General features: G+C 59.4%; 26 protein-coding genes. 5 read left to right on the top strand and 21 right to left on the bottom strand.

All coding sequences use genetic code 11. The annotated features are described in order from the left end of the window. The first annotated feature begins 78 nt into the window (after window positions 1-78). Complete coding sequence (locus tag HKK52_RS29450) at window positions 79-306, top strand: YheU family protein (RefSeq protein ID WP_010461751.1); 228 nt, start codon at window positions 79-81, stop codon at window positions 304-306. A gap of 5 nt (window positions 307-311) precedes the next feature. Here HKK52_RS29450 and csrA read toward each other — a convergent pair whose 3' ends face one another. The 3 genes from csrA to HKK52_RS29435 form a co-directional block, all read right to left on the bottom strand. Continuing rightward, window positions 312-497, bottom strand: coding sequence for a carbon storage regulator CsrA (gene csrA, locus HKK52_RS29445; protein ID WP_169373659.1), 186 nt, complete (start codon window positions 495-497; stop codon window positions 312-314). A 152-nt stretch (window positions 498-649) separates the two neighbouring features. Then, window positions 650-982: a YnfA family protein gene (locus HKK52_RS29440; RefSeq protein ID WP_169373658.1), complete on the bottom strand. Its 333-nt coding sequence runs from the start codon at window positions 980-982 to the stop codon at window positions 650-652. 64 nt (window positions 983-1,046) lie between these two features. After that, window positions 1,047-1,862, bottom strand: coding sequence for an SDR family oxidoreductase (locus tag HKK52_RS29435; RefSeq protein WP_169373657.1), 816 nt, complete (start codon window positions 1,860-1,862; stop codon window positions 1,047-1,049). 313 nt (window positions 1,863-2,175) lie between these two features. On the opposite strand from HKK52_RS29435, the gene HKK52_RS29430 reads away from it, so the two are divergent. After that, entirely contained in the window at window positions 2,176-2,334 is a 159-nt protein-coding gene (locus HKK52_RS29430; RefSeq protein ID WP_178076589.1) for a DUF3309 family protein, read from the top strand. Window positions 2,335-2,393: 59 nt separating this feature from the next. Here the strand turns inward: HKK52_RS29430 and HKK52_RS29425 are convergent, their stop codons facing one another. The 10 genes from HKK52_RS29425 to HKK52_RS29380 form a co-directional block, all read right to left on the bottom strand. After that, a complete protein-coding gene (locus HKK52_RS29425) occupies window positions 2,394-4,487 on the bottom strand; it encodes an LTA synthase family protein (protein WP_169373656.1) in 2,094 nt (697 codons plus the stop codon). Between the two features lie 285 nt (window positions 4,488-4,772). Next, window positions 4,773-5,378: an START domain-containing protein gene (locus HKK52_RS29420; protein ID WP_169373655.1), complete on the bottom strand. Its 606-nt coding sequence runs from the start codon at window positions 5,376-5,378 to the stop codon at window positions 4,773-4,775. Window positions 5,379-5,418: 40 nt separating this feature from the next. Then, window positions 5,419-5,673 (bottom strand): YkgJ family cysteine cluster protein, encoded by a 255-nt coding sequence (locus tag HKK52_RS29415; RefSeq protein WP_169373654.1) that lies wholly within the window; start codon window positions 5,671-5,673, stop codon window positions 5,419-5,421. A gap of 166 nt (window positions 5,674-5,839) precedes the next feature. Further along, a complete protein-coding gene (locus HKK52_RS29410) occupies window positions 5,840-6,331 on the bottom strand; it encodes a translation initiation factor 2 (RefSeq protein WP_169373653.1) in 492 nt (163 codons plus the stop codon). A gap of 90 nt (window positions 6,332-6,421) precedes the next feature. Next, a complete protein-coding gene (locus tag HKK52_RS29405) occupies window positions 6,422-7,861 on the bottom strand; it encodes an aminotransferase-like domain-containing protein (protein WP_169373652.1) in 1,440 nt (479 codons plus the stop codon). Window positions 7,862-8,138: 277 nt separating this feature from the next. Beyond that, entirely contained in the window at window positions 8,139-8,951 is an 813-nt protein-coding gene (locus HKK52_RS29400) for an OmpA family protein (RefSeq protein WP_169373651.1), read from the bottom strand. Further along, complete coding sequence (locus HKK52_RS29395; RefSeq protein ID WP_169373650.1) at window positions 8,948-9,304, bottom strand: DUF4398 domain-containing protein; 357 nt, start codon at window positions 9,302-9,304, stop codon at window positions 8,948-8,950. Before HKK52_RS29395 ends, HKK52_RS29400 begins: the two co-directional genes overlap by 4 nt. A 9-nt stretch (window positions 9,305-9,313) precedes the next feature. Continuing rightward, window positions 9,314-10,147, bottom strand: a complete 834-nt coding sequence (locus HKK52_RS29390; RefSeq protein ID WP_169373649.1) for a substrate-binding periplasmic protein — start codon at window positions 10,145-10,147, stop codon at window positions 9,314-9,316. A gap of 80 nt (window positions 10,148-10,227) precedes the next feature. Beyond that, window positions 10,228-11,157 carry an electron transfer flavoprotein subunit alpha/FixB family protein gene (locus tag HKK52_RS29385; RefSeq protein WP_169373648.1) on the bottom strand — a complete coding sequence of 310 codons (930 nt, stop codon included), beginning with the start codon at window positions 11,155-11,157 and terminating at the stop codon, window positions 10,228-10,230. Continuing rightward, window positions 11,158-11,907, bottom strand: coding sequence for an electron transfer flavoprotein subunit beta/FixA family protein (locus HKK52_RS29380; RefSeq protein WP_123406900.1), 750 nt, complete (start codon window positions 11,905-11,907; stop codon window positions 11,158-11,160). A 547-nt stretch (window positions 11,908-12,454) separates the two neighbouring features. Between HKK52_RS29380 and HKK52_RS29375 the strand changes: the two genes are divergently transcribed. Then, window positions 12,455-14,119, top strand: a complete 1,665-nt coding sequence (locus HKK52_RS29375) for an electron transfer flavoprotein-ubiquinone oxidoreductase (protein WP_169373647.1) — start codon at window positions 12,455-12,457, stop codon at window positions 14,117-14,119. Window positions 14,120-14,212: 93 nt separating this feature from the next. On the opposite strand, the gene HKK52_RS29370 is transcribed toward HKK52_RS29375, so the two are convergent. After that, window positions 14,213-15,103: an AraC family transcriptional regulator gene (locus tag HKK52_RS29370; RefSeq protein WP_169373646.1), complete on the bottom strand. Its 891-nt coding sequence runs from the start codon at window positions 15,101-15,103 to the stop codon at window positions 14,213-14,215. A gap of 180 nt (window positions 15,104-15,283) precedes the next feature. On the opposite strand from HKK52_RS29370, the gene HKK52_RS29365 reads away from it, so the two are divergent. Continuing rightward, window positions 15,284-16,336 (top strand): NAD(P)-dependent alcohol dehydrogenase, encoded by a 1,053-nt coding sequence (locus tag HKK52_RS29365; protein WP_169373645.1) that lies wholly within the window; start codon window positions 15,284-15,286, stop codon window positions 16,334-16,336. Here HKK52_RS29365 and HKK52_RS29360 read toward each other — a convergent pair whose 3' ends face one another. The 7 genes from HKK52_RS29360 to HKK52_RS29330 form a co-directional block, all read right to left on the bottom strand. Then, window positions 16,337-17,140 (bottom strand): IclR family transcriptional regulator, encoded by an 804-nt coding sequence (locus HKK52_RS29360; protein WP_054051831.1) that lies wholly within the window; start codon window positions 17,138-17,140, stop codon window positions 16,337-16,339. It abuts the gene before it with no gap. 60 nt (window positions 17,141-17,200) lie between these two features. Continuing rightward, the gene (locus HKK52_RS29355) at window positions 17,201-18,511 is read right to left on the bottom strand and encodes an MFS transporter (protein ID WP_169373644.1); all 1,311 of its coding nucleotides are present in this window, start codon (window positions 18,509-18,511) and stop codon (window positions 17,201-17,203) included. A 106-nt stretch (window positions 18,512-18,617) separates the two neighbouring features. Continuing rightward, entirely contained in the window at window positions 18,618-19,766 is a 1,149-nt protein-coding gene (gene dgoD, locus HKK52_RS29350) for a galactonate dehydratase (RefSeq protein WP_090186690.1), read from the bottom strand. A 47-nt stretch (window positions 19,767-19,813) separates the two neighbouring features. Next, window positions 19,814-20,434 (bottom strand): 2-dehydro-3-deoxy-6-phosphogalactonate aldolase, encoded by a 621-nt coding sequence (locus HKK52_RS29345; RefSeq protein WP_169373643.1) that lies wholly within the window; start codon window positions 20,432-20,434, stop codon window positions 19,814-19,816. Between the two features lie 19 nt (window positions 20,435-20,453). Next, window positions 20,454-21,446: a 2-dehydro-3-deoxygalactonokinase gene (locus tag HKK52_RS29340; protein ID WP_169373642.1), complete on the bottom strand. Its 993-nt coding sequence runs from the start codon at window positions 21,444-21,446 to the stop codon at window positions 20,454-20,456. A 109-nt stretch (window positions 21,447-21,555) separates the two neighbouring features. Next, complete coding sequence (locus HKK52_RS29335) at window positions 21,556-22,560, bottom strand: hypothetical protein (protein ID WP_169373641.1); 1,005 nt, start codon at window positions 22,558-22,560, stop codon at window positions 21,556-21,558. Window positions 22,561-22,648: 88 nt separating this feature from the next. Beyond that, on the bottom strand, window positions 22,649-23,131 hold the full coding sequence (locus tag HKK52_RS29330; protein WP_133838361.1) for a GNAT family N-acetyltransferase: 483 nt from the start codon (window positions 23,129-23,131) through the stop codon (window positions 22,649-22,651). Window positions 23,132-23,344: 213 nt separating this feature from the next. On the opposite strand from HKK52_RS29330, the gene HKK52_RS29325 reads away from it, so the two are divergent. Next, entirely contained in the window at window positions 23,345-24,013 is a 669-nt protein-coding gene (locus HKK52_RS29325; protein WP_169373640.1) for an HD domain-containing protein, read from the top strand. The last annotated feature ends 40 nt before the right edge of the window (window positions 24,014-24,053 follow it).

Raw genomic sequence — 24,053 nt, 5'->3', positions numbered from 1 at the left:
AGACACCCATTTATAACCGGGCTAGCCGCAAAACCGCATTCGCCGTAGCATCGCGCCATTGTTTTAGCCGAGGTGCCTATGCTGATCCCTTACGACCAACTCGAAGTCGACACCCTGACCCGCCTGATCGAAGATTTCGTCACCCGTGACGGCACCGACAATGGTGATGACACGCCGCTGGAAACCCGCGTGCTGCGGGTTCGCCAGGCGCTGACCAAGGGCCAGGCATTGATCGTTTTCGACCCGGACAGCGAGCAATGCCAGTTGATGCTCAAGCACGACGTGCCCAAGCACCTGTTCGACTGAATCGCTCAGCGGCCTTTGTTCTTGGCCTGTTTGGTCTGGATGCGTTCGTAGACTTCAGCCCGATGCACATTGACGTTTTGCGGCGCTTCGACGCCAAAGCGCACGCTGCCGCCGTTGACCGCCAGAATGCGCACGGAAATGTTGTCACCGATGGAAATCAATTCGCCTACAACGCGACTGAGTACAAGCATGGCATTCGTCCTTCAGGGTTACCGGACCCTGAAGATGCCCCGCACGCGACGGGGCTTCAATGCGCTGCAGGCAAATCAGTCCTGCCCTACAGCGCAGGTCGTCGCGACCTACAGACAACTCGTACAAACCCGTTGAATGAAGGACCGTTCCTTCAGGACGCGGAGAAGCGCGGGCCGAAAAGGATGACAGTCGCGCCGATCACGCACAGCGCCACGCCGATCCAGTCCGAGCCCAGCGGACGAATCCGTTCGACCACCGCCAGCCAGCCAATCGACGCGATGATGTAGATGCCCCCGTAGGCGGCATAAGCGCGACCCGCGTAAGTCGCTTCGACCCGGGTCAGCAGCAGCGCGAACAAGGTCAGGCTCAGCAGCGCCGGAATCACCCACCAGGCACTCTTGCCCTGGCGCAGCCACATCCAGAACGCGAAGCAACCGGCGATTTCGAACAGTGCGGCGAGGAAAAACCACAGGTAATTGAGCATGCAGACGTCTCGTTTGGATGGCCGATGGCGGCCACCCTAACGACGCGGTTGCCGGCGGGCAAGATCAGCCGGCGGTTTGTTTGGCCTTGGCGCGCATTTTATCGGCCATGACGGTCATTTCGTTGTAGAGCAGTTGCGGGTTTTTCTGCTTGAGCGCCCAGGCCATGCGCCCTTGTTCATGGGGCAGGATCATAAACTCGCCGGCGGCCACTTGCGTGTAGATGTAGTCGGCAATGTCGGTGGCAGTGATCGGGGAGCTTTCCAGCAACTTGCCGACCTGGGCTTTCATGGCCGGTGTCGGGCCGCGGAAAGAATCCAGCAAGTTGGTCTGGAAGAACGACGGGCAAACCACATGCACGCCAACCTCCTGCTGCGCCAACTCGATCAACAGGCTTTCGGACAACGCCACTACACCGGCCTTGGCCACGTTGTAGTTGCTCATCGCCGGCCCTTGCATCAGCGCCGCCATCGAGGCGATGTTGATGATCTTGCCTTTGCTCTTTTCCAACAATGGCAGGAAGGCTTTGCAGCCCTTGACCACGCCCATCAGGTTGATTGCGATCTGCCAGTCCCAGTCTTCCAGGGACAGTTCACTGAAGAATCCACCCGAGGCGACCCCGGCATTGTTGACGATGACATCGATGCCACCTAGCCGCTCTTCGCAGGCCTGGGCAAACGCGGTCAGTTGGCTGTAATCACGCACATCGCAACGCTGGATAAAACCGTCGCCGCCGGCTTCGCGAACCAGTTTCAACGTTTCTTGCAGGCCGGGTTCGCTGACATCCGACAAGGCCAATTGCCAGCCTTCGCGGGCCCAGCGCAGCGCGATTTCGCGACCCAGGCCGGAGCCTGCGCCAGTGATCATCATGCGATTTTGCATAGCAAACAGCCTTGTTGTTCTGGGGAAGATGCGCCGAGTGTAGCGAAGGATATGGCCCGACCCACGCTCCATCAGATTGCTGAATGGTCCGCGCAAACCCGCGCATGGCGTGAGACCGAGTCGCGGCCTTCGCGGTCCAACTTGCGAACTAGTCTGAGGGGCAAAAAGAAATAAGCCTTCTTTCTAAAAAACATTAAAAAACTTTGAATTTTCTTTCATTCGCGAGAGTCGGATTTTGTAAGCAGCTCGGATTTATCGCATTCCGGCTGACAGTTAAAGCTGCTGGTCAATTCAGAACACTTCCAACAAGGAAATAGACATGGGCACAATTCTTATCGTTATCCTGATCCTGTTGCTGATCGGTGGTTTGCCAGTCTTCCCGCACTCAAGAAGTTGGGGTTATGGTCCATCGGGTATCCTCGGCGTGGTGTTGGTGGTGCTGTTGATTCTGCTCTTGCTTGGCAAGATATAAAGATTTAACCGGCAAAAAAAAGAGGCCCTTGAAGGGCCTCTTTTTTATTGCGTCACCGGTTAGTCCGGCTTGCCGTTAACCACACCGGCAGTGTTATCCAACAGGCTCTTGGTCGCGGTTTGCAGGAACGACTCAAGTTTCTGTTTGAGCGCCGCTTCATCAGCCGACTCTGGAATCACCACACCTTTAGGGTTAGCGCCCAGTTCATATTGATACAGTTTTGGCGGCATCTCTTTAGGCAGTACCAGCACGCGGTCCGCGGTCAGCAACGCCACGGTCTGATCGCTGCCCGATGGCTTGATCACGCCGAAACCTTTATCGCCTTCCGGCAGGTTCAGCAGGTCGCGGCCCCAGCATTGATGAATCACATCGCCACCGACGCGGCCCATGATGGTCGGCACGATGTCGATCTGAGTGCCCACGGTGTGGTCACGCTGACCGAATTTTTCCTGGATACCCGGGGCGATCATCAGCATCGGCACGTTGAAGCGGCCCAGGTCCATTTCGGTGATCTGTTGCTCGTCGCCGAAACCATGGTCGCCAACGACCACGAACAGGGTTTCATTGAAGTAAGGCTCTTTACGCGCCTTCTCGAAGAATTGACCCAGCGCCCAGTCGGAGTAGCGCATGGCGGTCAAGTGTTCGTTCAGGCTGCCGCGATCGGTCACGCGCTCGACCGGCAATGGCGTCGGCAAGGCGTATGGCGTGTGGTTGGACAGGGTCTGCAGCAAGGCATAGAACGGTTTTTTGTCCTTGCCGTCGCGCGCCTTCAGTTCTTCCAGGCCACGGTTGAACATGTCCTGGTCGGACACGCCCCAGGTCGGGTCGGAGAACACCGGGTTGACGAAGTCGTTACGCCCGATGAAGTTGGTCATTCCCTGGTTGCTGAAGAAGCCCGACTGGTTGTCCCAGGCGAAGTCGCCGTTGTAGACGTACACGTCGTCATAGTCACGGGTACTGAGCAACTGCGGCAGGCCGGACAGCTTGTGGCTGCCTTCCGGGGTCTGCATCAGGTATTCGAAACCCGGCAGGTTCGGGAAGCAGGCCATGGTAGCGAACATGCCCTGGTGGGTATGGGTGCCGTTGGAGAAGAAGCGATCGAACAACAGGCCTTCTTTCGACAACTTGTCGAAGGCTGGCGTGATGTTGCCCGGACGACCCAGGGCGCCCACCGAGTGACCGGCGAAGCTTTCCATCAAGATGACGACAACGTTCTTGATCGGCAGGGTCTTGCTGGCGTCCGGCGTGTAGTTACGGCGTACCGCAGCGATGTCTTCGTCGACCAGTTTATCGCTTGGCGTCAACAGCATGTCGCGCACGGTTTGCTGGGCCAGAGGCTGTGGCAGCGTGGCTTTCCAGATGTTGTCGCGATCTTCGGACATCCGCGCCTTGCCTGCCGCAATCAGCGACAGCGTGCCGTTGAGGCCCAACTGGTTGGCGAAATTGGAATCGGTAGTGTAGACGTCACCCCAACGCAGCGGCGGACCTTGACGCAGGGTGCCACGGGCGGCAACCACGCAAACCAGCAGGCACACCACGAACACCGCGATGCGTGCATACCACGGGGCGATCTGGCGCGTGCCGATGCTGCCACCGCTGAACGGACCACGGGGACGGGTGGCGCGGTCGGCGCCCTTGAACGCCAGGGTCAGGATCAACGTGCCTACGGCCCAGGCCAGCAGGTAGCGAACCACCGGGAAACCGTACCAGAGCATGCTCATCACGGTTTTCGGGTCTTCCTTCACATACTGGAAGACCAGACCGTTGAGGCGCTGGTGGAATTCACGGTAGAAGTCCATTTCCATCAGGCCGAGGAACAGCGCGATGCTCGAGGCGATGGTCAGCCAGAAACGGAAGAACCCGCGGGCGGCCATGGCCCGGGCACTGAACAGTGCCAGCAGCAACGGAATACTGAGGTAGACCACCAGGCGCAAGTCGAAACGCAGGCCGTTGGCGAACGCTTCGAGGAAGGTCGAAGCCGGTGTATCGAGGATCATCGCGCGGTTGTAAACCAGCAGCGCAACGCGCAGCAGGCTGAACATGACCATCATGACCAGGGCACACAGCAGCGTGTAGGCCAGATGCGATTTGACGGTCGGTTGCAGCAGGCGACTAGAAGCTCGCTGCTGATTCAGGGCGTCCGGGTTTGCCATGTCGTTTTAGGACCCATTGGAAGTTGAAGTTGCAAAAAATACAGCTGCGCCCTGCCCTCTGTTGGCCACTACTTGGCCCCGGGGCTTGCGCGGTGCGCAAATGTTGCACGATCACTCGCGGCATTGCCATTGATAACTGTCCGCAATGTTGGCGCGGGCGAATTGTCTTGGACACATTGTGAAAATTTCGTACAACGCATATCAGGAAACACAATAAAGCAGCTGCATTCCCCCCAAAGAAAAACGCCCCGAACAAGTCGGGGCGTTATCGAAAGAACGGCGCGATTACTTCTCGGCGCGTTCTTTCAGGGCCTTCAAGGTGTTGAACGGTGCGTCGACCACGAACTTGTTGGCGACCATCGACGGCACGCTGCCGCCCGGCTCGGTGTGCACCTGATAGGTCACTTCGACCTGGTCACCCTTGGGGACGAACTTCCAGAAGCCATCGATTTTGGCGACCCGCACGAAGCCTTTTTCCTCAGGAAGGTACTTCGGCACGCCTTCGAGTTTACGGGTCAGGCTGCCATCGGCGCCTTCGACGGTGGTGATGTGCAACACCGAATCACGCGGGGTGACAGGCCATGGGGTATTGAACTGAGTGTAGGTCCAGCTCTGATCGCCTTCGTGCTTGAGCAGCTTCTGGGCTTTGCACTCGTGAATCCAGGAACAGGCGCCCGCCACGTCTTCCTGCAATGCGCGCAATTTGGCGACGGTGGTCTTCATCAGAGTCACACCCTGATAGGCCTTGTAATCGGAACCGGCCACTTCACTCAGGGACACCTTGATGCCGTCTTCGTTTTTGGCGACTTTCCAGTCTTCAGCGTGAGCGGCCGTGGTGGCCAGCACAACCGTCAAACCACACAGCACAGCCATACGATGCAGCGAACCCATAGTCTTATTCCTTATTGTTGAAGTTCCATTCTTGAACACATCACGCCGCCGTCATCTGCTCCCACCAGCCAATCAGCCGAATGGCTTCTTCACTGCTGTTGCCGCAGACCTCGGCATCGGCTGCGAAAGCCGAACAGACAGCCGGACGCTCGGCCTGGCCGAAAATGTTGCACAGGTTTTCGACCGACAGTTGCACGCAACGTTCTCCGGCGGGTTTGCCTTGCGGCATGCCGGGAATCGGTGAACTGATGGAAGGGGCAATGCAGCAGGCGCCACAGCCTTCACGGCATTTCATGACGACAAACACCTCGCGACGGGCAATGTGTAAAAGGGACGTGGCACAGAGTACCCGCTAAAACGACTGTTTAAAATTACCTGGCCCGCAGTTTTTGCGCTCAGGCGAACGTGACTGACCAGTCTCCGACGAAGTGTCTGGCCCGCGGCTCACCGATGGGAATGATTTAGCGCTTGAACTCGAATTCCAGCGCCGCGCCTTCAACCTCGCGGCGCTCTTCGTTGCGCAGTTGCAACTGCATTTCGTTGCTCAGCAGACGGCCGTTGAGTTGGAAGTCACTGGTCTTGTCGCCGAACATTTGCGGCAACACCCCATCGTGTTTGGGCAACGGCACCGTACCGACGGGCTTGAGTTCTTCGACCATGTGCTGGGGCAAGCTCAAGTCGAGCGTGGCCGGTGGCAGTTTGGTGTTTTTCACCACTTCGCTGGCCGGTTTGGACTTGGAGGCAATGGGAGGACGTTTTTTGATCGGGGCGGCTTTCTTTTTGGCAGGCGTCTTGGCAGGCGTCGCTTTTTTGGCCGCAACCGGTTTCTTCGGGGTTGGCTGGGTACTGCTGGCAGCCGGTTTTTCCTGGACGGCAGCGGCCATCACATCTTCCGGTAACGCAGTCATCACCAGGCAGATCGACAGCCAGGCAGCAGAAAAAATCGTTTTCATGGACCCAACGGCACTAACGGCAGAGGGCCATATGCTCGCTTGTTGGGAGCGACATGACAAGCACGGGCAGCAGATGACCTGCCCGTGGGATCAAAAACCGCCGGCCGTCTCCTGGCAAAGCTGGGTCGCCAACATGCCAAGCGTCATCAATGCCCGCTCGGCCTCACGGTTCCAGGGCGTGCCACAGTTCAGTCGAATGCAGTGATTGAACTGCTCGGTATTACTGAAGATCAGTCCCGGCGCGATGCTGATCCCCTGCTGCAGGGCTCGCACGTGCAGCTCCTGAGTGTTGACCCGCCCCGGCAGACTGACCCACAAAATAAAGCCACCGGTTGGCCGGCTCATCTGCGTGCCTTCGGGGAAATACTGCTGCACCGCCAACTGGAAGGCGCTGAGGTTTTTGCGGTACTCCTGACGGATGTAACGCAAATGCCGGTCATAGCCGCCGTTCTCCAGGTACGCGGCGATGCCCATCTGCGTGACGCTGCAGGCCGAATGGGTGCTGAACGTCTGCAAGCGCTGGATCTCCTGTTGGTATTTACCGGCGATCATCCAGCCGATCCGCACGCCCGGCGACAGGGTCTTGGAGAAACTCGAGCAATAGATCACCCGGTCGAGCCGGTCGTAAGCCTTGAGCGATTTGGTGCGGCCTTGCTCGAACATCAGCTCGCCGTAGATATCGTCTTCGACAATCTGGATATCGAAATCCGAAGCCAGGCGCAGCAACTGCTTCTGGCGTTCTTCGGGCATGGTGCCGCCCAGTGGATTGCTCAGGCGGGTGGTCAGCACCAGCGCTTTGATCGACCATTGGTTGGCGGCCAGTTGCAGCGCTTCCAGGCTCATGCCGGTGGCGGGGTCGCTGGGGATCTCGATGACTTTGAGACCGAGCAAGTCGGCCAATTGCAGCAATCCGTAATAGGTCGGCGACTCGGCGGCGATCAGGTCGCCCGGGCGGGTCAATACGCGAAGCGACATTTGCAAGGCATCGACGCAACCGTGGGTAATCACTACTTCGGACGGGTCGACCACGACGCCGGCATCACGCATGCGGATCGCCACCTGACGGCGCAACGGCTCGAAACCCGGGCTGAACATGTAGCTGAAGGCCCGTGGACTATGGAAGCGAGTGACCTTGGCCAATTGCTGATGCAGTGCCCGCACCGGTAAATAGTCGACGCTCGGCACCGCCGCACCCAGCGGGAACACACCTTCACGGCGGGATTCGACCAATACTTGCTGAATGATGCTGCTGCGCGTGACCAGGCCTGGCCGTTCAACCCGGGCGATGTCCGGGGTCGGCGCGGTCAGGGCCGGGGTCTGGTGCACGTAATAACCGGACTGTGGCCGGGCGCGAATCAAGCCCTGATCCTCAAGGTTGGCGTACGCCTGCAACACCGTCGCATGGCTGACATTGAGCTGCGAGCTCATCTTGCGCACCGAAGGCACGCGCTCCCCCGGTTGATAGACACCCCGACGGATGTCTTCGGCCAGTTGCTGAGCAATACGTTGGTAGAGCAAGAGATTGGTCATGACGCAGTACTCGATTTCACGGGCATTTTATTCTTGTGTGAAACAATACCGGAACAGTTTAGAAGTGTACGGGGACAGTTGCCACAATAGTCGACCGTACAGTGCAGTGTCAGCAAAATCTGTACTGCTTTGCGAGGCAATTCGCAGACGTAAAAAAACCCGGCGCTGACGGGCAGGCCGGGTTTGTAGGAGCTATCGAGTGAAACGAGGCTGCGATCCTCCCAGGCCCACTTGAGTATCGAGAGCAAGATCAAAAGATCGCAGGCTCCGCCAGCGCCTACCGAGCAGCGCCGAGCTGGCCTTTTTCGTCGGAGAACACAATTTCCACTCGACGGTTCTGAGCGCGACCGCGCTCGGAAGCGTTCACGTCCACCGGGTATTCATCGCCATAGCCTTCGACCTGGATGCGTTTGTCTTCGATGCCCAGGTCCATCAGCACGTCAGCCACCGATTGCGCGCGGTCGCGGGACAGTTTGAGGTTGTCCTGCTTGCCGCCGGTGCTGTCGGTGTAGCCCTCGATCCGCACCACGCGTTTCGGGTTGAGCTGCAGGAACTGGACGATCTTCAGCACCACGCGGTTCGCCGAGTTCTTCAACTCTGCTTCGCCGGTATCGAACAGTACATCGCCCAAGGTCATCACCAGCCCGCGATCGGTCTGGGTGGTGGCCAGTGCAACGATTTGTTCTTCGAGCCACTTACCCTGTTGCTGCACGCTGAGCAGCTTGGACTCACGCAGGGCCAGTTGCAGGCGCTGGCGCTCCAGCTCGAGTTTGGCCGCCTGCTCTTCGTTGAGCACCTGGTTGGTGTGTTCCCGGGCAATTTCGCTGTAGCGCTGGCTCAGGTAAGCGTAATGCACCACGTCCGAACCGCTGCCCCAGTAACTGGACAGACGATCGGCGCGGGCCAGGGACTCACCGGCGCGGATCACATCTTTCGGCGCGATACGCAGCACGTTGGAATCTTCCTTGACCTTCTGGAAGTCGGCGCCGGCTTCTTGCAGCGCGGACTCACTGTGTTGGCCGGCACAGCCATACAGGCTGACGCAGCCTGCGAAGAGCAAACCGCCGAGTGCTTTGGTCTTGAGGCTCATTGGGCATCTCCCAGTTGCTTGCGCAGGCGAGTGATGCGGGTATTGAGTACGTTCAACTGCTCCTGGCTCTTGAGGGTCAGGACCCGGGCTTCGGCCAGGCGCGCATCCAGTTCAGCCTGTTCGGCGCGCATGCGGGCGTGCTTGTAGGACTGGTCGGTCATATCGCCCTGGGCGCGGGAGAACTTGTCTTCGGCCAGCTTCAGCTCTGGCACTTCGTCAGCAGTGGCGCCAACGGCCTTGGCTTGTATGAGGGCCTGCTCGGTCAGGCGTATTTGTTCATTCGGCGCCGGATCGGCTGCACAACCCGCCAGAGCCAGAACGGCCAGGGCAGCGAAAAGAGGTCGAATACTCACTAAAAATCCCTACTGTTTTGGGGTACTGGCGGGGTGTTGCTGCAGTTGCTGCTGGGCTTTCCAACGCTCGATGTTGCGTTGCAGCACGGCTTCCGTCAGTCCGGACGCGGGCAATTCTGTCATCTTTTTGGCCAGCTGTCCGCGCAACCACGGATCGTTGCAGGCGGAGTTATGGGAAACCGCGAGGAACAGGCCGGGTTTGTCGACGGGTTGCGGGAAGGCTTGCAGGTCATTGCCCATGCCCAGTGCCTGCGCGGCCGCCATGCCCGAGTAGCGTCCGGCGAGTACATATTCCACCTCGCCCAACAGCAATTTCTGAAAGGCCTGGGTGAGGTTTGGTGTACGGCTCAGGGTTAATTGCTGCTCGGCGAAAGTGCCAAATTCCCGGGTCATTCGAGACTTTTCCGACACGGCGCCCGGGTGCCCGTGCAGGTCTTTTGCTTCACTGTAGGTCAGCGTCGAGCCTATGCGCGTCCAGACCAGGTAATCGTTTTCCAGCAGCGGCGGATGGATGTAATCCAGGGTTTCCAGCTCGCTGAGCGTCAACGGCGCGTCCGCCAGCATGTCCATGCGCCCGCTGCGCACTTCGTCCAGGGCCTGGGAACGTTTACCGGCGTAGAGCATTTCTACCTTGATGCCCAACTCCCCCGCCACGTGCTGCAACAAATCGGCACTGGCGCCGATCAGGTGCTTGGGGTTCTGCGGGTCTTGCCACAGGTACGGCGGTGCATCCGGGCTGCCGGTGACCACCAGGCGTTCGCATTTGCCGGCGGCGCTCGCGAGCCCCGGCAACAGCGTCAACCCCAGCAGCAATGACCAGCCACTTACGCGGCGCAAATCCATGGCAACACTCTCCCACTCAAATCCGAAACAAAAAAAAGCCCGACCAAAAGGTCGGGCTCTTTATAAGTCAGGTCGCTGGATTAGACCAGCTTCTCGAACTCGGGGATTGCTTCGAACAGGTCTGCCACCAGGCCGTAATCGGCCACCTGGAAGATCGGCGCTTCTTCGTCCTTGTTGATCGCGACGATCACTTTGGAGTCTTTCATGCCGGCCAGGTGCTGGATCGCGCCGGAGATGCCGACCGCGATGTACAGCTGTGGAGCAACGATCTTGCCGGTCTGACCGACCTGCATGTCGTTGGGTACGAAACCTGCGTCGACCGCAGCGCGGGAAGCGCCGACAGCAGCGCCCAGCTTGTCAGCCAGGGCGTACAGGTGTTTGAAGTTGTCGCCGTTCTGCATGCCGCGCCCGCCGGAAACGACGATCTTGGCAGCGGTCAGTTCCGGACGATCGGACTTGGCCAGTTCTTCGCCAACGAAGCTCGAAGTGCCAGCGTCATGGGCCGCCGCAACCGCTTCAACAGCCGCCGAACCACCTTCAGCGGCAACCGGGTCGAAACCGGTGGCGCGCACGGTGATCACTTTGACCGCAGCGTTCGACTGAACGGTCGCGATGGCGTTACCGGCGTAGATCGGGCGCTTGAAGGTATCAGCGCTTTCAACCGAGATGATCTCGGAGATCTGGTCAACGTCCAGCGACGCGGCGACGCGCGGCAGGATGTTTTTGCCGTTGGAAGTGGCGGCAGCCAGGATGTGGCTGTAGCCCTTGCCCAACTCTGCAACCAGCGGCGCAACGTTTTCCGGCAACTGGTGAGCGTAGGCGGCGTTGTCGGCCACCAGCACTTTCGCCACGCCAGCGATTTTCGCAGCGGCTTCAGCCACGGCGCCAGCGCCTTGACCGGCAACCAGAACGTGGATGTCACCGCCGATTTTGACGGCAGCGGCCACGGTGTTCAGCGTGGCCGGGGCCAGCACTTTGTTGTCGTGTTCAGCAATAACCAAGATAGTCATTTAGATTACCTTCGCTTCGTTTTTCAGTTTCTCGACCAGTTCAGCCACCGACTTGACCTTGATACCCGCGCTGCGTGCAGCCGGCGCTTCGACTTTCACGGTCTTGTTGGTGGAGGCGGTGGAAACGCCCAAAGCGTCCGGAGTCAGCACTTCGAGAGGCTTCTTCTTGGCTTTCATGATGTTTGGCAGGGACGCGTAGCGCGGCTCGTTCAAACGCAGGTCGGTGGTGACGATGGCCGGCAGTTTCAGGGAAACTGTCTGCGCGCCGCCGTCGATTTCGCGGGTCACGGCAACGGTGTCGCCAGTGACTTCGACTTTCGAAGCGAACGTGCCCTGACCGTAGCCGCTCAATGCAGCGAGCATCTGGCCAGTCTGGTTGTTGTCGCTGTCGATGGCTTGTTTGCCGAGGATCACCAGCTGAGGCTGTTCCTTGTCGACAACAGCCTTCAACAGTTTGGCAACGGCCAGGGAAGTCAGATCTTCAGCGGATTCGACGAGGATGGCGCGGTCGGCACCCAGAGCCAGCGCGGTGCGCAGTTGCTCTTGAGCGGTGGACGGACCGATCGAGACGACGACGATTTCAGTCGCAACACCTTTCTCTTTCAGGCGTACGGCTTCTTCCACTGCGATTTCGCAGAACGGGTTCATCGACATCTTCACGTTAGCGAGGTCGACGCCGGAATTGTCCGCCTTGACGCGAACCTTGACGTTGTAATCCACAACGCGTTTGACAGCTACAAGAACCTTCATGGATTCCTCGTTACTCTCCGGTGAAAAGAAAGTCGCCTAGGCGAACCTGGCGGTTGATGCTCGTGGGCGCAAGGGCACCTCTAAAAACGCTGGCATCTGAACGGGGTGACACGGCTCGCGTTGCTGATGACCGTTCGTCAGTGGTGACCGATGAGTCATTCATTACCGCGGCGTGTAAACTGCGCGCCGAACCTTCGTTGCGCATCACCTTGTACTGCCATCGCCCTGTCTTTAGAGGTGCTCTTGAAACCAACAGTCAGCCTACGGCGAGCGCAAAACCGCCCGTATCTTGACCGGAACACCTATTCCGGTCAATACGGCAAAATGGCCAGTCATAAGCCGCGTGACTTTGATTTCTCTGGCTCAGAGCCAATTCAAACAAACGTTTGTATTGGACGCTAGGAGTGGTGTAGATATAATGCGCCACCCAGAGAGAAAGGTGGTTCATCGATTGTCCTCTTCCGGCATTGCGCCGGAATTCATGGATGCGACACCAAACCTCCAATATTAGAAAAAAAACTGTTGAGCCTTGAGTAGGAGATAACCTGTGGAACGCGAATACATGGAATTCGACGTGGTCATCGTCGGTGCCGGCCCCGCTGGTCTTTCCGCCGCCTGCCGCTTGAAGCAGAAGGCCGCCGAAGCCGGTAAGGAAATCAGCGTCTGCGTGGTCGAAAAAGGCTCCGAAGTCGGTGCTCACATCCTGTCTGGTGCCGTGTTCGAACCACGCGCCCTGAACGAATTGTTCCCGGACTGGAAAGAACTCGGCGCCCCGCTGAACACGCCGGTCACCCGCGATGACATCTTCGTTCTCAAGAACGCTGAAAGCGCGCAGAAGATTCCCGATCTCTTTGTGCCCAAGACCATGCACAACGAAGGCAACTACATCATCTCCTTGGGCAACCTGTGCCGCTGGCTCGCCCAGCAGGCCGAGAACCTGGGCGTGGAAATCTACCCGGGCTTCGCCGCTCAGGAAGCGCTGTTCGACGAAAACGGCGTAGTGCGCGGGATCATCACCGGTGATCTGGGCGTTGACCGCGAAGGCAACCCGAAAGAAGGCCTGTACACCCCCGGCATGGAGTTGCGTGGCAAGTACACGCTGTTCGCCGAAGGTTGCCGTGGCCACATCGGTAAGCAACTGATCAAGCGCTTCAACCTCGACAGCGATGCCGACGCCCAGCACTACGGCATCGGCCTGAAAGAAATCTGGGAAATCGACCCGGCCAAGCATCAGCCAGGCCTGGTGGTCCACACCGCCGGCTGGCCGCTGGACATCATGGGTTCCGAGAACACCGGTGGCTCCTTCCTTTATCACCTGGAAAACAACCAGGTGGTCGTCGGTCTGATCGTCGATCTGTCCTATAGCAACACTTACCTGTCGCCGTTCGACGAGTTCCAGCGCCTCAAGCATCACCCGGTGCTCAAGCAGTACCTGGAAGGCGGCAAGCGCATCAGCTATGGCGCCCGCGCGATCTGCAAGGGTGGCCTGAACTCGCTGCCGAAGATGGTGTTCAAGGGCGGCGCGCTGATCGGTTGCGACCTCGGCACCCTGAACTTCGCCAAAATCAAAGGCAGCCACACCGCGATGAAGTCCGGCATGCTCGCTGCTGAGTCAGTGGCCGAGGCGTTGTTCGCCGAGAAGGATGGCACCGAAGAGCTGACCACTTACGTCGACGCCTTCAAGAAGAGCTGGCTCTACGACGAACTGTTCGCCAGCCGCAACTTCGGCCCGGCGATCCACAAGTTCGGTGCGATCGTTGGCGGTGGTTTCAACTGGCTCGACCAGAACATCTTCGGCGGCAAACTGCCGTTCACCTTGCACGACACCAAGCCGGATTACGCGTGCCTGAAGCTCGCGGCGGACTGCAAGAAGATCGACTACCCGAAACCCGACGGCAAAATCAGCTTCGACAAACTCAGCTCGGTGTTCATCTCCGGTACCAACCACGAAGAAGAACAACCTTGCCACCTGAAGCTGACCGACCCGAGCATCCCGATCAGCAAGAACCTGCCTTTGTACGATGAGCCTGCCCAGCGCTACTGCCCGGCGGGCGTGTACGAAGTGGTGACCAAGGAAGACGGCGAGAAGCGCTTCCAGATCAACGCCCAGAACTGTGTTCACTGCAAGACCTGCGACATCAAGGACCCTACACAGAACATCACCTGGGTGGCGCCGGAAGGCTCCGGCGGCCCGACTTACCCGAACATGTAAGCCGAACGCCTGAACATCAAGGCTCCCGAAACGGGGGCCTTTTTGTTGCCCGGTGAAAGTTGGAGTGGGCGTAATTTTCAAGGACGCCTTCGCTCACGCCGCCCGCTCATCCCCCGGATTACGCTCAAAGTAGCGCTTGTACTCGCGACTGAACTGCGACGTGCTCTGATACCCCACCCGATGCGCCACCTGCGCCACGCCCAAGCCTTCCCCCAGCAACAATTGCTGCGCCTTGAGCAATCGCAAACGCTTCAGATACTGCACCGGCGACAACAACGTGCTGCGCTTGAAATGCTCATGAAAGGTCGACGCACTCATGTTCGCGCAACCGGCCAGGGTCTCCACATTCAAAGGCTCGGTGAAATGCCCGTGCAGATGATTAAGCGACGCCGCAATCCGCGCGAACTGCCCTTGCTGTTCCACCAACGCCCGCAACACATCGGCCTGGGGACCGCGCAAGGCTACGAACAATAATTCACGCACCCGCGCCTGGCCCATGATCTGGCATTCCAGCGGATCGTGCAGGCAGCGCAACAGCCGCTCCACGCAACCGCGCATGCCGTCGTCGAGCACTGTCGAGGTCATGGACTCCAGCGTCTGCGCCGCAATACTGCGCCCCGACACCAGCCCCATGGCCAACACCAATTCACCAAGCAAGATCCGGTCGATGGCGATGGAAATCCCCAGCATCGGCCCCTCCGGCGCGGCAAACGTCTCGCACTCGAACGGCACCGGCAACGCCTGAATCAGATAATGCCCGGCGCCATATTCCAGGGTTCGCGGCCCCAGGTACGCCAGTTTGCTGCCCTGGACGATGATCACCAGGCTCGGCTCGTAGATTTGCGGACCACGGGCCACATCGCAACTGGCGCGCAACACCTGCACACCCGGCAACGCCGTGGGGGCGAAACCGTCGCGGGTGGTCAGCGGCTGGAGCAGTGAAACCAGCGTGGCATTGGCATCTAAATGACGAGTCAACAACATGGGGAAAACTTCACGGAAATCGGGATGAAAGCATCATCGCAGGTCTGGTGGCCAATGCGACCAATCCACGGCACATGCCGGAGGATTAGGCATGACACCCGGAGGAATCGCCATGGCCGACACCCGGTTCAGTGCCCAGAATGGCCCACCTCACCTGTCACTGCTTTTGCGAGGTTCCTTATGTACACCGCTATCGGATACGCCGCCCAGTCGGCCACCACTCCCCTCGCCCCCGTGAAATTCGAACGCCGCAGCCCTCGGGCCGACGACGTTGCGATCGACATTTTGTACTGCGGCGTCTGCCATTCCGACATCCACCAGGCCCGCAACGAGTGGGGCATCGCCGTTTACCCGCTGATGCCCGGCCACGAGATCGTCGGCAAAGTCACCGCCATCGGCACGAACGTCACCAAGCACAAAATCGGCGATCTGGTCGGTGTTGGCTGCATGGTCGACTCCTGCCGCAGCTGCGAAGCCTGTCAGGCCAACCTTGAGCAATATTGCCTCGAAGGTCCGACCATGACTTACGCCACCCCGGACCGGGTCGATGGCAGCAACACCATGGGCGGTTACTCCGACAGCATCGTGGTCAGCGAACATTTCGTGGTGCGCATCCCGGAAAAACTCGACCTGGCCAGCGCCGCGCCGATCCTCTGCGCCGGCATCACCACCTACTCGCCGCTCAAGCACTACGGCGTGAAGGCCGGCGACAAGGTCGGGATCCTCGGCATGGGCGGTCTCGGCCACATGGGCATCAAGTTCGCCAAGGCCATGGGCGCCGAAGTGACGTTGTTCACCCGCTCGGCGAGCAAGGCTGAAGAAGCCCGACGCCAGGGCGCGGACCACGTGATCGTGTCCACCGATGCCGAACAGATGAAGGCCGCCGCCGGTCATTTCGACTTCCTGCTGGACACCATTCCGGTGCAGCACGACCTCAACCCCTACCTCGACACCCTGCGCTTCGACGGCGTGCATATCCTGGTGGGTTTGATCGAACCGGTTGATCCACCGGTCCACGCCGGCAAACTGGTGATGAGCCGCCGCGTGCTGGCCGGTTCGCTGATCGGTGGCGTTGCCGAAACCCAGGAAGTGCTGGATTTCTGCGCCGAGCACAACATCACCTGCGACATCGAAATGCTCAACATCCATCAGATCAACGAAGCGTTCACCCGCATGATTGCCGGTGACGTGAAGTACCGCTTCGTGATCGACATGTCGACGCTGAAGGTCTGATCAGACCTTAGCGCCGAGTTCGGCAGAGAGCCGGGCCGTGACCCCTTTGATCAGGGGAATCAGCTCGGCCATTTTTTCCAGCGGCATGTACGGCACGGTGCTGGCGATGCTGATCCCGGCAACGATGCGCTTGCTGGCATCCCGAATCGGTGCCGCGACACAACGGATCGACGGTTCGTTGTCCTCCAGATCGAACGCGTACCCTCCCGCCACATATTCCACCATGCGCTGCTGAAACTGCTCCCAGGACTGCTCCGGGTGCTGCGGCCAGAACTGATTTTTCCCACCCGCCGGCAGGCTCACTTCGTACAGCCGCTTCCAGTCTTGCTGGGTGTCATCGAGCATCAGCGCCTTGCCGATCCCGGTGCGCGCCAATGGCATGCGATGGCCGACCCGCGAACGCATTTCCGGGCCATTGCGCCCCGGATTCTTGTGCAAGTACAGCACCTCGTCGCCCTCACGAATCGCCAGGTGAATGGTGTCGCCGGTCAACGCCGACAACTCATCCAGATACGGCCCGGCCAACGTCACCAGCGGCAACTCTTCCCGCGCCTGGAAACCCAGTTCGATCAGCTTCGGCCCCAGCAAATAGCCGACTTGCGGCACCACACGCAGGTAACGCTCGTCCACCAGGCAACTGGCCAGACGATGCGTCGTGCTGCGCGTCGTACCGATCAGCCGGGCGATTTCCTTGAGATCGCGGGCGCCACTGGCCACGGCCTGAACCACACCCAAACCACGAAGCAGTGTCTGGGTGCCGGTCGGCGCGGCGTCCTTGGCGATTTTTGGGGCGTCTTCCTGCATATCCAGCCTTTACCGTTGAGCGAGGGAACGGGCGGCATTATGGTCGCCCGACGGCCGGGACTACAACTCGATACGCTCGACCTTGCCCACCAGCAGCACGTAGGACAGTGCACCGATCAGCGCGAGCACCGCGATGTAGGTAATCGCCGGGGCAAACGAATCGCCGGTGGCGAGGAAACCGATGACGATCGGTGTGGTAATCGCCGACAGGTTGCCGATGAAATTGAACACCCCGCCGGTCAATCCGAGCAACCGCGCCGGGGCCAGCGTTGAAACCAGCGACCAGGTAATCGAGGCGAGCCCGTTACCGAAGAACGCCAACGCGAGGAAGGCAATCACCAGCGGCGTCGATTCGACGAAGTTGGCGCCGATGATCGAAGTGGAAATCAGCAGACCACCAATGATCGGCAGCTTGCGGGCGAAACCGACGGTGTAGCCGCGACGAATCAAAAAGTCGGAGAAGAACCCGGAACACAACACACCGACGAACGCCGCGAGAAACGGCAACGATGCAAGCAAGCCGGACTTGATGAAGTCCATGCCGCGATATTTCACCAGGTAAGTCGGGAACCAGGTCAGGAAGAACCACAGCGTAGAATTGAGGCAGAACTGGCCGAGGTAAATGCCCCACAGTTTGCGTTTACTCAGGACAATGCCGAGGTCGGTCCAGCTGAATTTCGCCTTGGCCTTGGCGGTGTCCGCCTGGATATCCACCAACCCGCCGCCCTCGCGGATCAAGTCGATTTCCGCCTCGTTGGCGCCCTTGAAATCTCGCGGCTCGCGATACACCGCGTACCAGATCACCGCCCAGATAATGCCCACCACACCGGTGCTGACGAACACCATGTGCCAGCCAAACTCATGCTGCAACCAGGCCAGTACCGGCGTGAGAAACGCCAGCCCGACAAACTGCCCGGAGGTGTAGAAACCGATGGCCGTGGCGCGCTCACGCTCGGGGAACCATGTGGTGACCACGCGGCTGTTGATCGGATACGCCGGGGCTTCCAGCGCACCGACCGCCATGCGCAGCACGAACAGCGCGATGAAGCTGGCGGCGAAACCGAGCATCACCGTGGCGATCGACCACAACAGCAATGCGACGCTGTATAGAATTCGCGGCGGGACACGATCCACCAGCCAGCAGCCGGGGATCTGCATGGCCGCGTAGGTCCAGCCGAACGCGGAGAAAATCAGGCCGACGTGGATCGGGTCGATCCCCAGTTCACTGGTCAGCGCCGGGGCGGCGATGGAGAGGTTGCTGCGGTCGAGGTAGTTGATCACCACGGTGATAAACAGCAGCACCATGATGAAAAAACGCTTACGGCTGGGCGTCACCAACGACGCCTGCCCGGTGAGGGTTTGCGGTTGCATGAGGGATGCCTCTTCTTATGTTTATTGAGGGCGTAAGTTGTGATCGTTCCCACGCTCAGCGTGGGAACGATCGACGCGGAGCGTGGGAACGATCACCGCGTGGGTATCACCACTCGGCGAAACTGCCATCGGCATGGCGCCAGATCGGGTTGCGCCAGCGATGCCCGACCGCCGCACGTTCGATCACATATTCCTCGTTGATCTCGATGCCCAGGCCCGGGCCATTCGGAATCTTCACGAAGCCTTTGTCGTAATCAAACACCCGCGGATCCTTGACGTAATCCAGCAGGTCGTTGCTCTCGTTGTAGTGAATGCCCAGGCTCTGTTCCTGGATGAACGCGTTGTAGCAAACCGCGTCCAGTTGCAGGCACGCCGCCAGGGCAATCGGGCCCAGCGGGCAGTGCAGCGCCAGCGCCACGTCGTAGGCTTCGGCCATGTTGGCGATCTTGCGGGTTTCGGTGATGCCGCCAGCGTGGGAAGCATCGGGCTGGATGATGTCGACGTAGCCTTCGCTGAGCACGCGCTTGAAATCCCAGCGCGAAAACAAGCGTTCGCCGAGGGCAATCGGCGTGCTGGTCAGCGGCGCCAGTTCCTTCAGCGCTTCGTAGTTTTCGCTGAGCACCGGTTCTTCGATAAACATCAGTTTGTACGGGTCGAGTTCCTTCATCAGCACCTTGGCCATGGGTTTGTGCACCCGGCCATGGAAGTCGACACCGATGCCAACGTTCGGCCCGACCGCGTCACGCACGGCAGCGACGTTGGCCAGGGCCAGGTCGACTTTCTCGAAGGAATCGAGGAATTGCAGCTCTTCGGTGCCGTTCATTTTCACCGCAGTGAAACCACGCTCGACCGCTTCTTTCGCCGCGCGCGCGGTGTCCGCCGGGCGGTCGCCACCGATCCACGAATACACGCGAATCTTGTCCCGCACCTGGCCACCGAGCAAATCGCTGACCGACACGCCCAGCGCCTTGCCCTTGATGTCCCACAACGCCTGATCGATACCGGCCAGTGCGCTCATGTGAATCGCGCCGCCCCGGTAGAAGCCGCCGCGATAGAGCACGGTCCAGATGTCTTCGATGTTGCGTGGGTCTTTGCCGATCAGGTAGTCGGACAATTCTTCAACGGCTGCGGCGACGGTGTGGGCGCGGCCTTCGACCACGGGTTCGCCCCAGCCGGTCACGCCTTCGTCGGTTTCGATCTTGAGGAAGCACCAGCGCGGCGGCACGATGAAGGTGGTGAGTTTGGTGATTTTCATCTTGTTGTCTCTCTTGTTAGATGCAGCGCTCACAGCGCCAAAAAGTCTTAGCTCAGGGCTTTCCAGGCAGTGACGTAAGCCTTGGCATTGGCCGCCACTTGCTCGGGCGTCATGCCCGGTTTGAACAACCCGGAACCCAGGCCGAAACCTTTGACGCCCGCGTCGATAAACACCTGCATGTTGTCCGGCGTGATGCCACCGACCGGCGCCAGAATGGTCCCGGCCGGCAACACCGCGAGCCAGGCTTTCACTACGGCTGGGCCCATCTGCTCGGCGGGAAACATCTTCAGCACATCTGCGCCTTCGGCCAATGCGGCAAAGGCTTCGGTCGGCGTCGCCACGCCCGGCGACAGGAACAACCCCGCCGTCTTCGCCGCGCGCAACACCTTGGGATCGCTGTGGGGCATGACGATCACCTGCCCGCCCGCCGCTTTCACCTGCTCGACCTGTTCCGGTGTCAGCACCGTGCCCGCGCCGATCAGGCAATCGGCAGGCAAGGTACTGCGCAGGATGCGGATACTTTCGTACGGCTCGGGGGAATTGAGCGGCACTTCAATGACGCGAAATCCGGCGCTGTACAGGACTTCGCCGATGGCCGCAGCCTCTGTTGGACGCAGGCCGCGCAGGATCGCGATCAGGCCGTTTTGCGCCAGGGCTTGCTTGAGCATGTCAGACCTCCAGTCAGGTTTAACGGGATGGATGGTGTTTGATCAGTCCGGCGGCAACCGCCAGTTGCCACAACCCGCGCTCGGTGGCCTGTTCGGCCAGGGTCACTTTGGCAAAGCCGCAGGCATCGAGGGCCCGGCTGTAGCGGGCGCAGAGTTGGGTATTACCGATGAGGATGATCGAGGGCAGATGCACGCTGTTACGACGGCGGCGCTGAACGTTGGCCAAAGCCGATAGCTCATGCCCGATCAACAGGCCGGACAAATAGTCCGGTTGCGCGGTGGCGCTGAGTTCGCCGGTCAGCCCGAGGCTGCGAGCGCTAAACAAGGTCGACAACGGCCCGATCTCGCCGTCCGCCGACAACGCCACTTGCACACCGCGATCAAACGCCTGGCCATCGAACGATGTGCCCTGCTGTTGGGTGCGCCCGAGAATGCTGTGTTCGCTGAGCACGGCGAAGACTTCGCCGGTCATGAAGGTGTCGAAATGAACGATGCAGCCGTCGGCCACTTCCACCCATTTCGAATGACTGCCCGGCAAGCCGATCAACAGATCGCCGCTCGCCCCGCTCGGCAGGTTCTGTAACACGCCAAGCACTTGGGTTTCTTCGCCACGCATCACGTTCGGTAGATGCGAACGTTGAATCACACCCGGCACGATGTGCACATCGACACCGCGAAGACTGCGAACGGTTTGTAGGGAGTTTCCGAGATTGGCGACGTTGGCCGGCGTGTCCTGGTAGGACGCTTCTCGCCAGCCCTGGGCGCTGCCGACCATACCGCAGGCAATCACCGGTAAATCGGGTTGCGCGTCGAGCCAGTCACCGCAGGCGTCATCGAAGGCCAGTTCAAAACCGTCGGTGCATTCCTGGCCGTTGATGATTCGCGGCGTGCGCGGCAGCTGCATGATCCCGGACGACAGCGAACGCTGTTCCAGCACCTGGCCACCCGCGGCGAGTTTGTAAGCACGTAATGAGGTTGTCCCCCAATCGAGCGCGATCAATTGCGCCAGCATCGCTTCACCTGTTTTGTTTATTGGCAGTGAGTGAGCTGGACTATAGACCTCCTAGCGGTAAAATCTCAATATGTAATTTATCGTCCCATATTATGGGAATCAACAAACGCTATATCCCAATACCTTCGACATCGTCACCGGACACGAAAAGCTTGAAGGATTCATGCTCATTGGCCCCAAAGATGTGCGTTTTGCCTTGCGCGTCGCTCAACCCTTCCTCCTCCCGCCCGTCAGCACGTCTTATGAAGTAGCTGACATTGGCTCTCGGCTGTTTGGTTTTGCTATCGACAATCTGGAACTGACCTGTAAGCGGCGCAAATGAACTCAACAGTCCGCTGTAGGGCAAACCACTGCATACCCCTCCATGAACGATGATGGTGCCCGCGTAGTAGCGCGTTTCATTAATGCAGATCGGTTCGAACAGCAACCAGGACAACTGCCGATCCTCCGGCGGCAAGATGACATATTCTGGCGCCGTTATTTCTTTCTCGACTTCGGCAATAATCCGCGAAGTCGGAATGTACATAACCTTGGAGTAATACGCCTTATACAAAAAGGCCGTGATGCGCGCCATGCAGGGGATGTATTCCTGCTTTTTCAACAATGACAACAGCACTTCTTTGCGAATGGGACGAGAACTACTTCCCTCGTCTTCATCCTCTTCAAATCTAAACCAGGCCTTGAATTCATAACGACGATCACCCTCAACGATCCGCACCTCATCCACCGGGCCATTCGCCGACAATTGAATGTGATGCAGGATGGAAAAATCAGTGTCTCCATCCAGGGAACAGTTCACCCAGGTACCGACTTGCGCGCTGATGCCGTGCGCGTCGTACAAGTTGACCAGATCCCGGTCGGACCTGAATCGCAAATAATAAGAACCTGAATCATATTCAAGTGAGGTAAATTCGATCCGCGCGGCCGGCACGTCCAAGTGCATGCACGATGAACACAACACACAGAACATCAAAACGGCTAAAAGCCTTGCCATATAAATCCCTTTAAACAAATCAAACAAAAACGCGTACTTATCCCCATCACCGCCCACACGGCGGGTGGGGGATGTACATGAACTTAGGGGGAACTCAGCGGAAGCCTGTTTGCATGGCATATATCGTCCGTGAGCGCGCAAAAGGCGCACAGAGTGCCGGACTAGAGCGATGTCGACAACCGGTTCAGCAGCAGATTGCCATCAGCCCTCAACGCCCCTCGGCAAACTCCCGCAACACCGCCCCATCCATCCGATAACGCACCCACTCTTCCTGTGGCTGCGCGCCGAGGGATTTGTAGAACTCGATGGCGGGTTTGTTCCAGTCCAGCACGCTCCATTCGAAACGCCCGCAATCATTGGCGCAGGCGATTTTGGCCAGGTGGCGCAGCAAGGTTTTGCCGGCGCCGCCGCCGCGTTGTTCGGGGGTGATGTAGAGGTCTTCGAGGTACAGGCAGTTGCTGCCGAGCCAGGTGGAATAGCTGAAGAAGAACACCGCGAAGCCGATCGCCAGACCGTCGCGCAGGCAGATCAGGCCGTGGGCGGTGGCGCCTTCGCTGAACAGGCTGCGCTCGATGTCGGCAACGCTGGCGATGACTTCGTGACGGGCACGTTCGTAGTCGGCCAGCTCAGTGATGAACGCGAGGATTTGCGGTGCATCGCTGGGGGTCGCCGGGCGGATCTCGATCGTCATGGACGTGCCTTGTCAGAAGTGGAAAACGCCATACTAAGGCGGCAATCGATCTGTGGCGAGGGAGCTTGCTCCCGTCCGACTGCGAAGCAGTCGTAAAACTGGCAACCCCGTTCTAACTGAAATACCGTGGCGCCTGAGATTGGGGCTGCTGCGCAGCCCAGCGGGAGCAAGCTCCCTCGCCACAATGGTGATTTGACCCATAAAAGGATGTTTATGACCGCCACCGCTTTCGCCCCCCTGCAAACCCTCGCCGAGACACTCCTGCCCCACGCGCTGGAACCCTCGGAGGACGGCGCCCACGACCTGTCGCACTTGCAGCGCGTCTGGCACAACGTGCGCACGCTTCACGCACAAGAAGGCGGTGATCTGGACGTGTTGTTGGCAGCGGTGCTGTTGCATGATTGCGTGGCGGTGGAGAAGAACTCGCCGTTGCGCTCCCAGGCCTCAAGGCTGGCAGCGGATAAAGCGGCGACGCTGCTGACGACACTGGACTGGCCCGGCGCAAAAATCACCGCCGCCACCCACGCCATCGAGGCTCACAGCTTTTCCGCCAACATCACCCCGACCACCCTCGAAGCGAAAATCATGCAAGACGCTGACCGGCTCGATTCCCTCGGCATGCTCGGCGTGGCGCGAACCTTCTACATCGCCGGGCGCATGGGCAGTGCGTTGTACGACCCGCAGGACCCGGAAGCCAAAGCACGGGACTACGACGACAAGCGCTTTTGCCTCGACCATTTCCAGACCAAGCTGCTGCACCTGGCGGACGGCTTCCAGACCGTCACGGGCCAGCACCTGGCGCAGATTCGCCATCAGCGTTTGAAGGGTTTCATGGAGTTGTTCAAGGAAGAAATCGGTGTTTGCCGGTCGTCTTCCAACTGACCCTGGCGCTGTCGTCAGCCTGAACCGTTCGTCGTTCATC

The organism is Pseudomonas sp. ADAK2, from assembly GCF_012935755.1.
Lineage (GTDB): Bacteria > Pseudomonadota > Gammaproteobacteria > Pseudomonadales > Pseudomonadaceae > Aquipseudomonas.
The sequence above is the reverse complement of the archived record's forward strand: the minus strand, read 5'-3'. Positions and strand labels throughout refer to the sequence as shown.

What these genes read in the sequence shown, in the direction of transcription:
- HKK52_RS29370 (WP_169373646.1), bottom strand. Translation starts at nt 15,103, where the DNA reads ATGTTGTTGACTCGTCATTTAGATGCCAATGCCACGCTGGTTTCACTG.
- HKK52_RS29405 (WP_169373652.1), bottom strand. Translation starts at nt 7,861, where the DNA reads ATGACCAATCTCTTGCTCTACCAACGTATTGCTCAGCAACTGGCCGAA.
- dgoD (WP_090186690.1), bottom strand. Translation starts at nt 19,766, where the DNA reads ATGAAAATCACCAAACTCACCACCTTCATCGTGCCGCCGCGCTGGTGC.
- HKK52_RS29440 (WP_169373658.1), bottom strand. Translation starts at nt 982, where the DNA reads ATGCTCAATTACCTGTGGTTTTTCCTCGCCGCACTGTTCGAAATCGCC.
- HKK52_RS29420 (WP_169373655.1), bottom strand. Translation starts at nt 5,378, where the DNA reads ATGGGTTCGCTGCATCGTATGGCTGTGCTGTGTGGTTTGACGGTTGTG.
- HKK52_RS29345 (WP_169373643.1), bottom strand. Translation starts at nt 20,434, where the DNA reads ATGCTCAAGCAAGCCCTGGCGCAAAACGGCCTGATCGCGATCCTGCGC.
- HKK52_RS29325 (WP_169373640.1), top strand. Translation starts at nt 23,345, where the DNA reads ATGACCGCCACCGCTTTCGCCCCCCTGCAAACCCTCGCCGAGACACTC.
- HKK52_RS29365 (WP_169373645.1), top strand. Translation starts at nt 15,284, where the DNA reads ATGTACACCGCTATCGGATACGCCGCCCAGTCGGCCACCACTCCCCTC.
- HKK52_RS29425 (WP_169373656.1), bottom strand. Translation starts at nt 4,487, where the DNA reads ATGGCAAACCCGGACGCCCTGAATCAGCAGCGAGCTTCTAGTCGCCTG.
- HKK52_RS29390 (WP_169373649.1), bottom strand. Translation starts at nt 10,147, where the DNA reads ATGGATTTGCGCCGCGTAAGTGGCTGGTCATTGCTGCTGGGGTTGACG.
- HKK52_RS29415 (WP_169373654.1), bottom strand. Translation starts at nt 5,673, where the DNA reads ATGAAATGCCGTGAAGGCTGTGGCGCCTGCTGCATTGCCCCTTCCATC.
- HKK52_RS29400 (WP_169373651.1), bottom strand. Translation starts at nt 8,951, where the DNA reads ATGAGCCTCAAGACCAAAGCACTCGGCGGTTTGCTCTTCGCAGGCTGC.
- HKK52_RS29355 (WP_169373644.1), bottom strand. Translation starts at nt 18,511, where the DNA reads ATGCAACCGCAAACCCTCACCGGGCAGGCGTCGTTGGTGACGCCCAGC.
- csrA (WP_169373659.1), bottom strand. Translation starts at nt 497, where the DNA reads ATGCTTGTACTCAGTCGCGTTGTAGGCGAATTGATTTCCATCGGTGAC.
- HKK52_RS29340 (WP_169373642.1), bottom strand. Translation starts at nt 21,446, where the DNA reads ATGCTGGCGCAATTGATCGCGCTCGATTGGGGGACAACCTCATTACGT.
- HKK52_RS29450 (WP_010461751.1), top strand. Translation starts at nt 79, where the DNA reads ATGCTGATCCCTTACGACCAACTCGAAGTCGACACCCTGACCCGCCTG.
- HKK52_RS29360 (WP_054051831.1), bottom strand. Translation starts at nt 17,140, where the DNA reads ATGCAGGAAGACGCCCCAAAAATCGCCAAGGACGCCGCGCCGACCGGC.
- HKK52_RS29330 (WP_133838361.1), bottom strand. Translation starts at nt 23,131, where the DNA reads ATGACGATCGAGATCCGCCCGGCGACCCCCAGCGATGCACCGCAAATC.
- HKK52_RS29335 (WP_169373641.1), bottom strand. Translation starts at nt 22,560, where the DNA reads ATGCCATGCAAACAGGCTTCCGCTGAGTTCCCCCTAAGTTCATGTACA.
- HKK52_RS29385 (WP_169373648.1), bottom strand. Translation starts at nt 11,157, where the DNA reads ATGACTATCTTGGTTATTGCTGAACACGACAACAAAGTGCTGGCCCCG.
- HKK52_RS29435 (WP_169373657.1), bottom strand. Translation starts at nt 1,862, where the DNA reads ATGCAAAATCGCATGATGATCACTGGCGCAGGCTCCGGCCTGGGTCGC.
- HKK52_RS29380 (WP_123406900.1), bottom strand. Translation starts at nt 11,907, where the DNA reads ATGAAGGTTCTTGTAGCTGTCAAACGCGTTGTGGATTACAACGTCAAG.
- HKK52_RS29410 (WP_169373653.1), bottom strand. Translation starts at nt 6,331, where the DNA reads ATGAAAACGATTTTTTCTGCTGCCTGGCTGTCGATCTGCCTGGTGATG.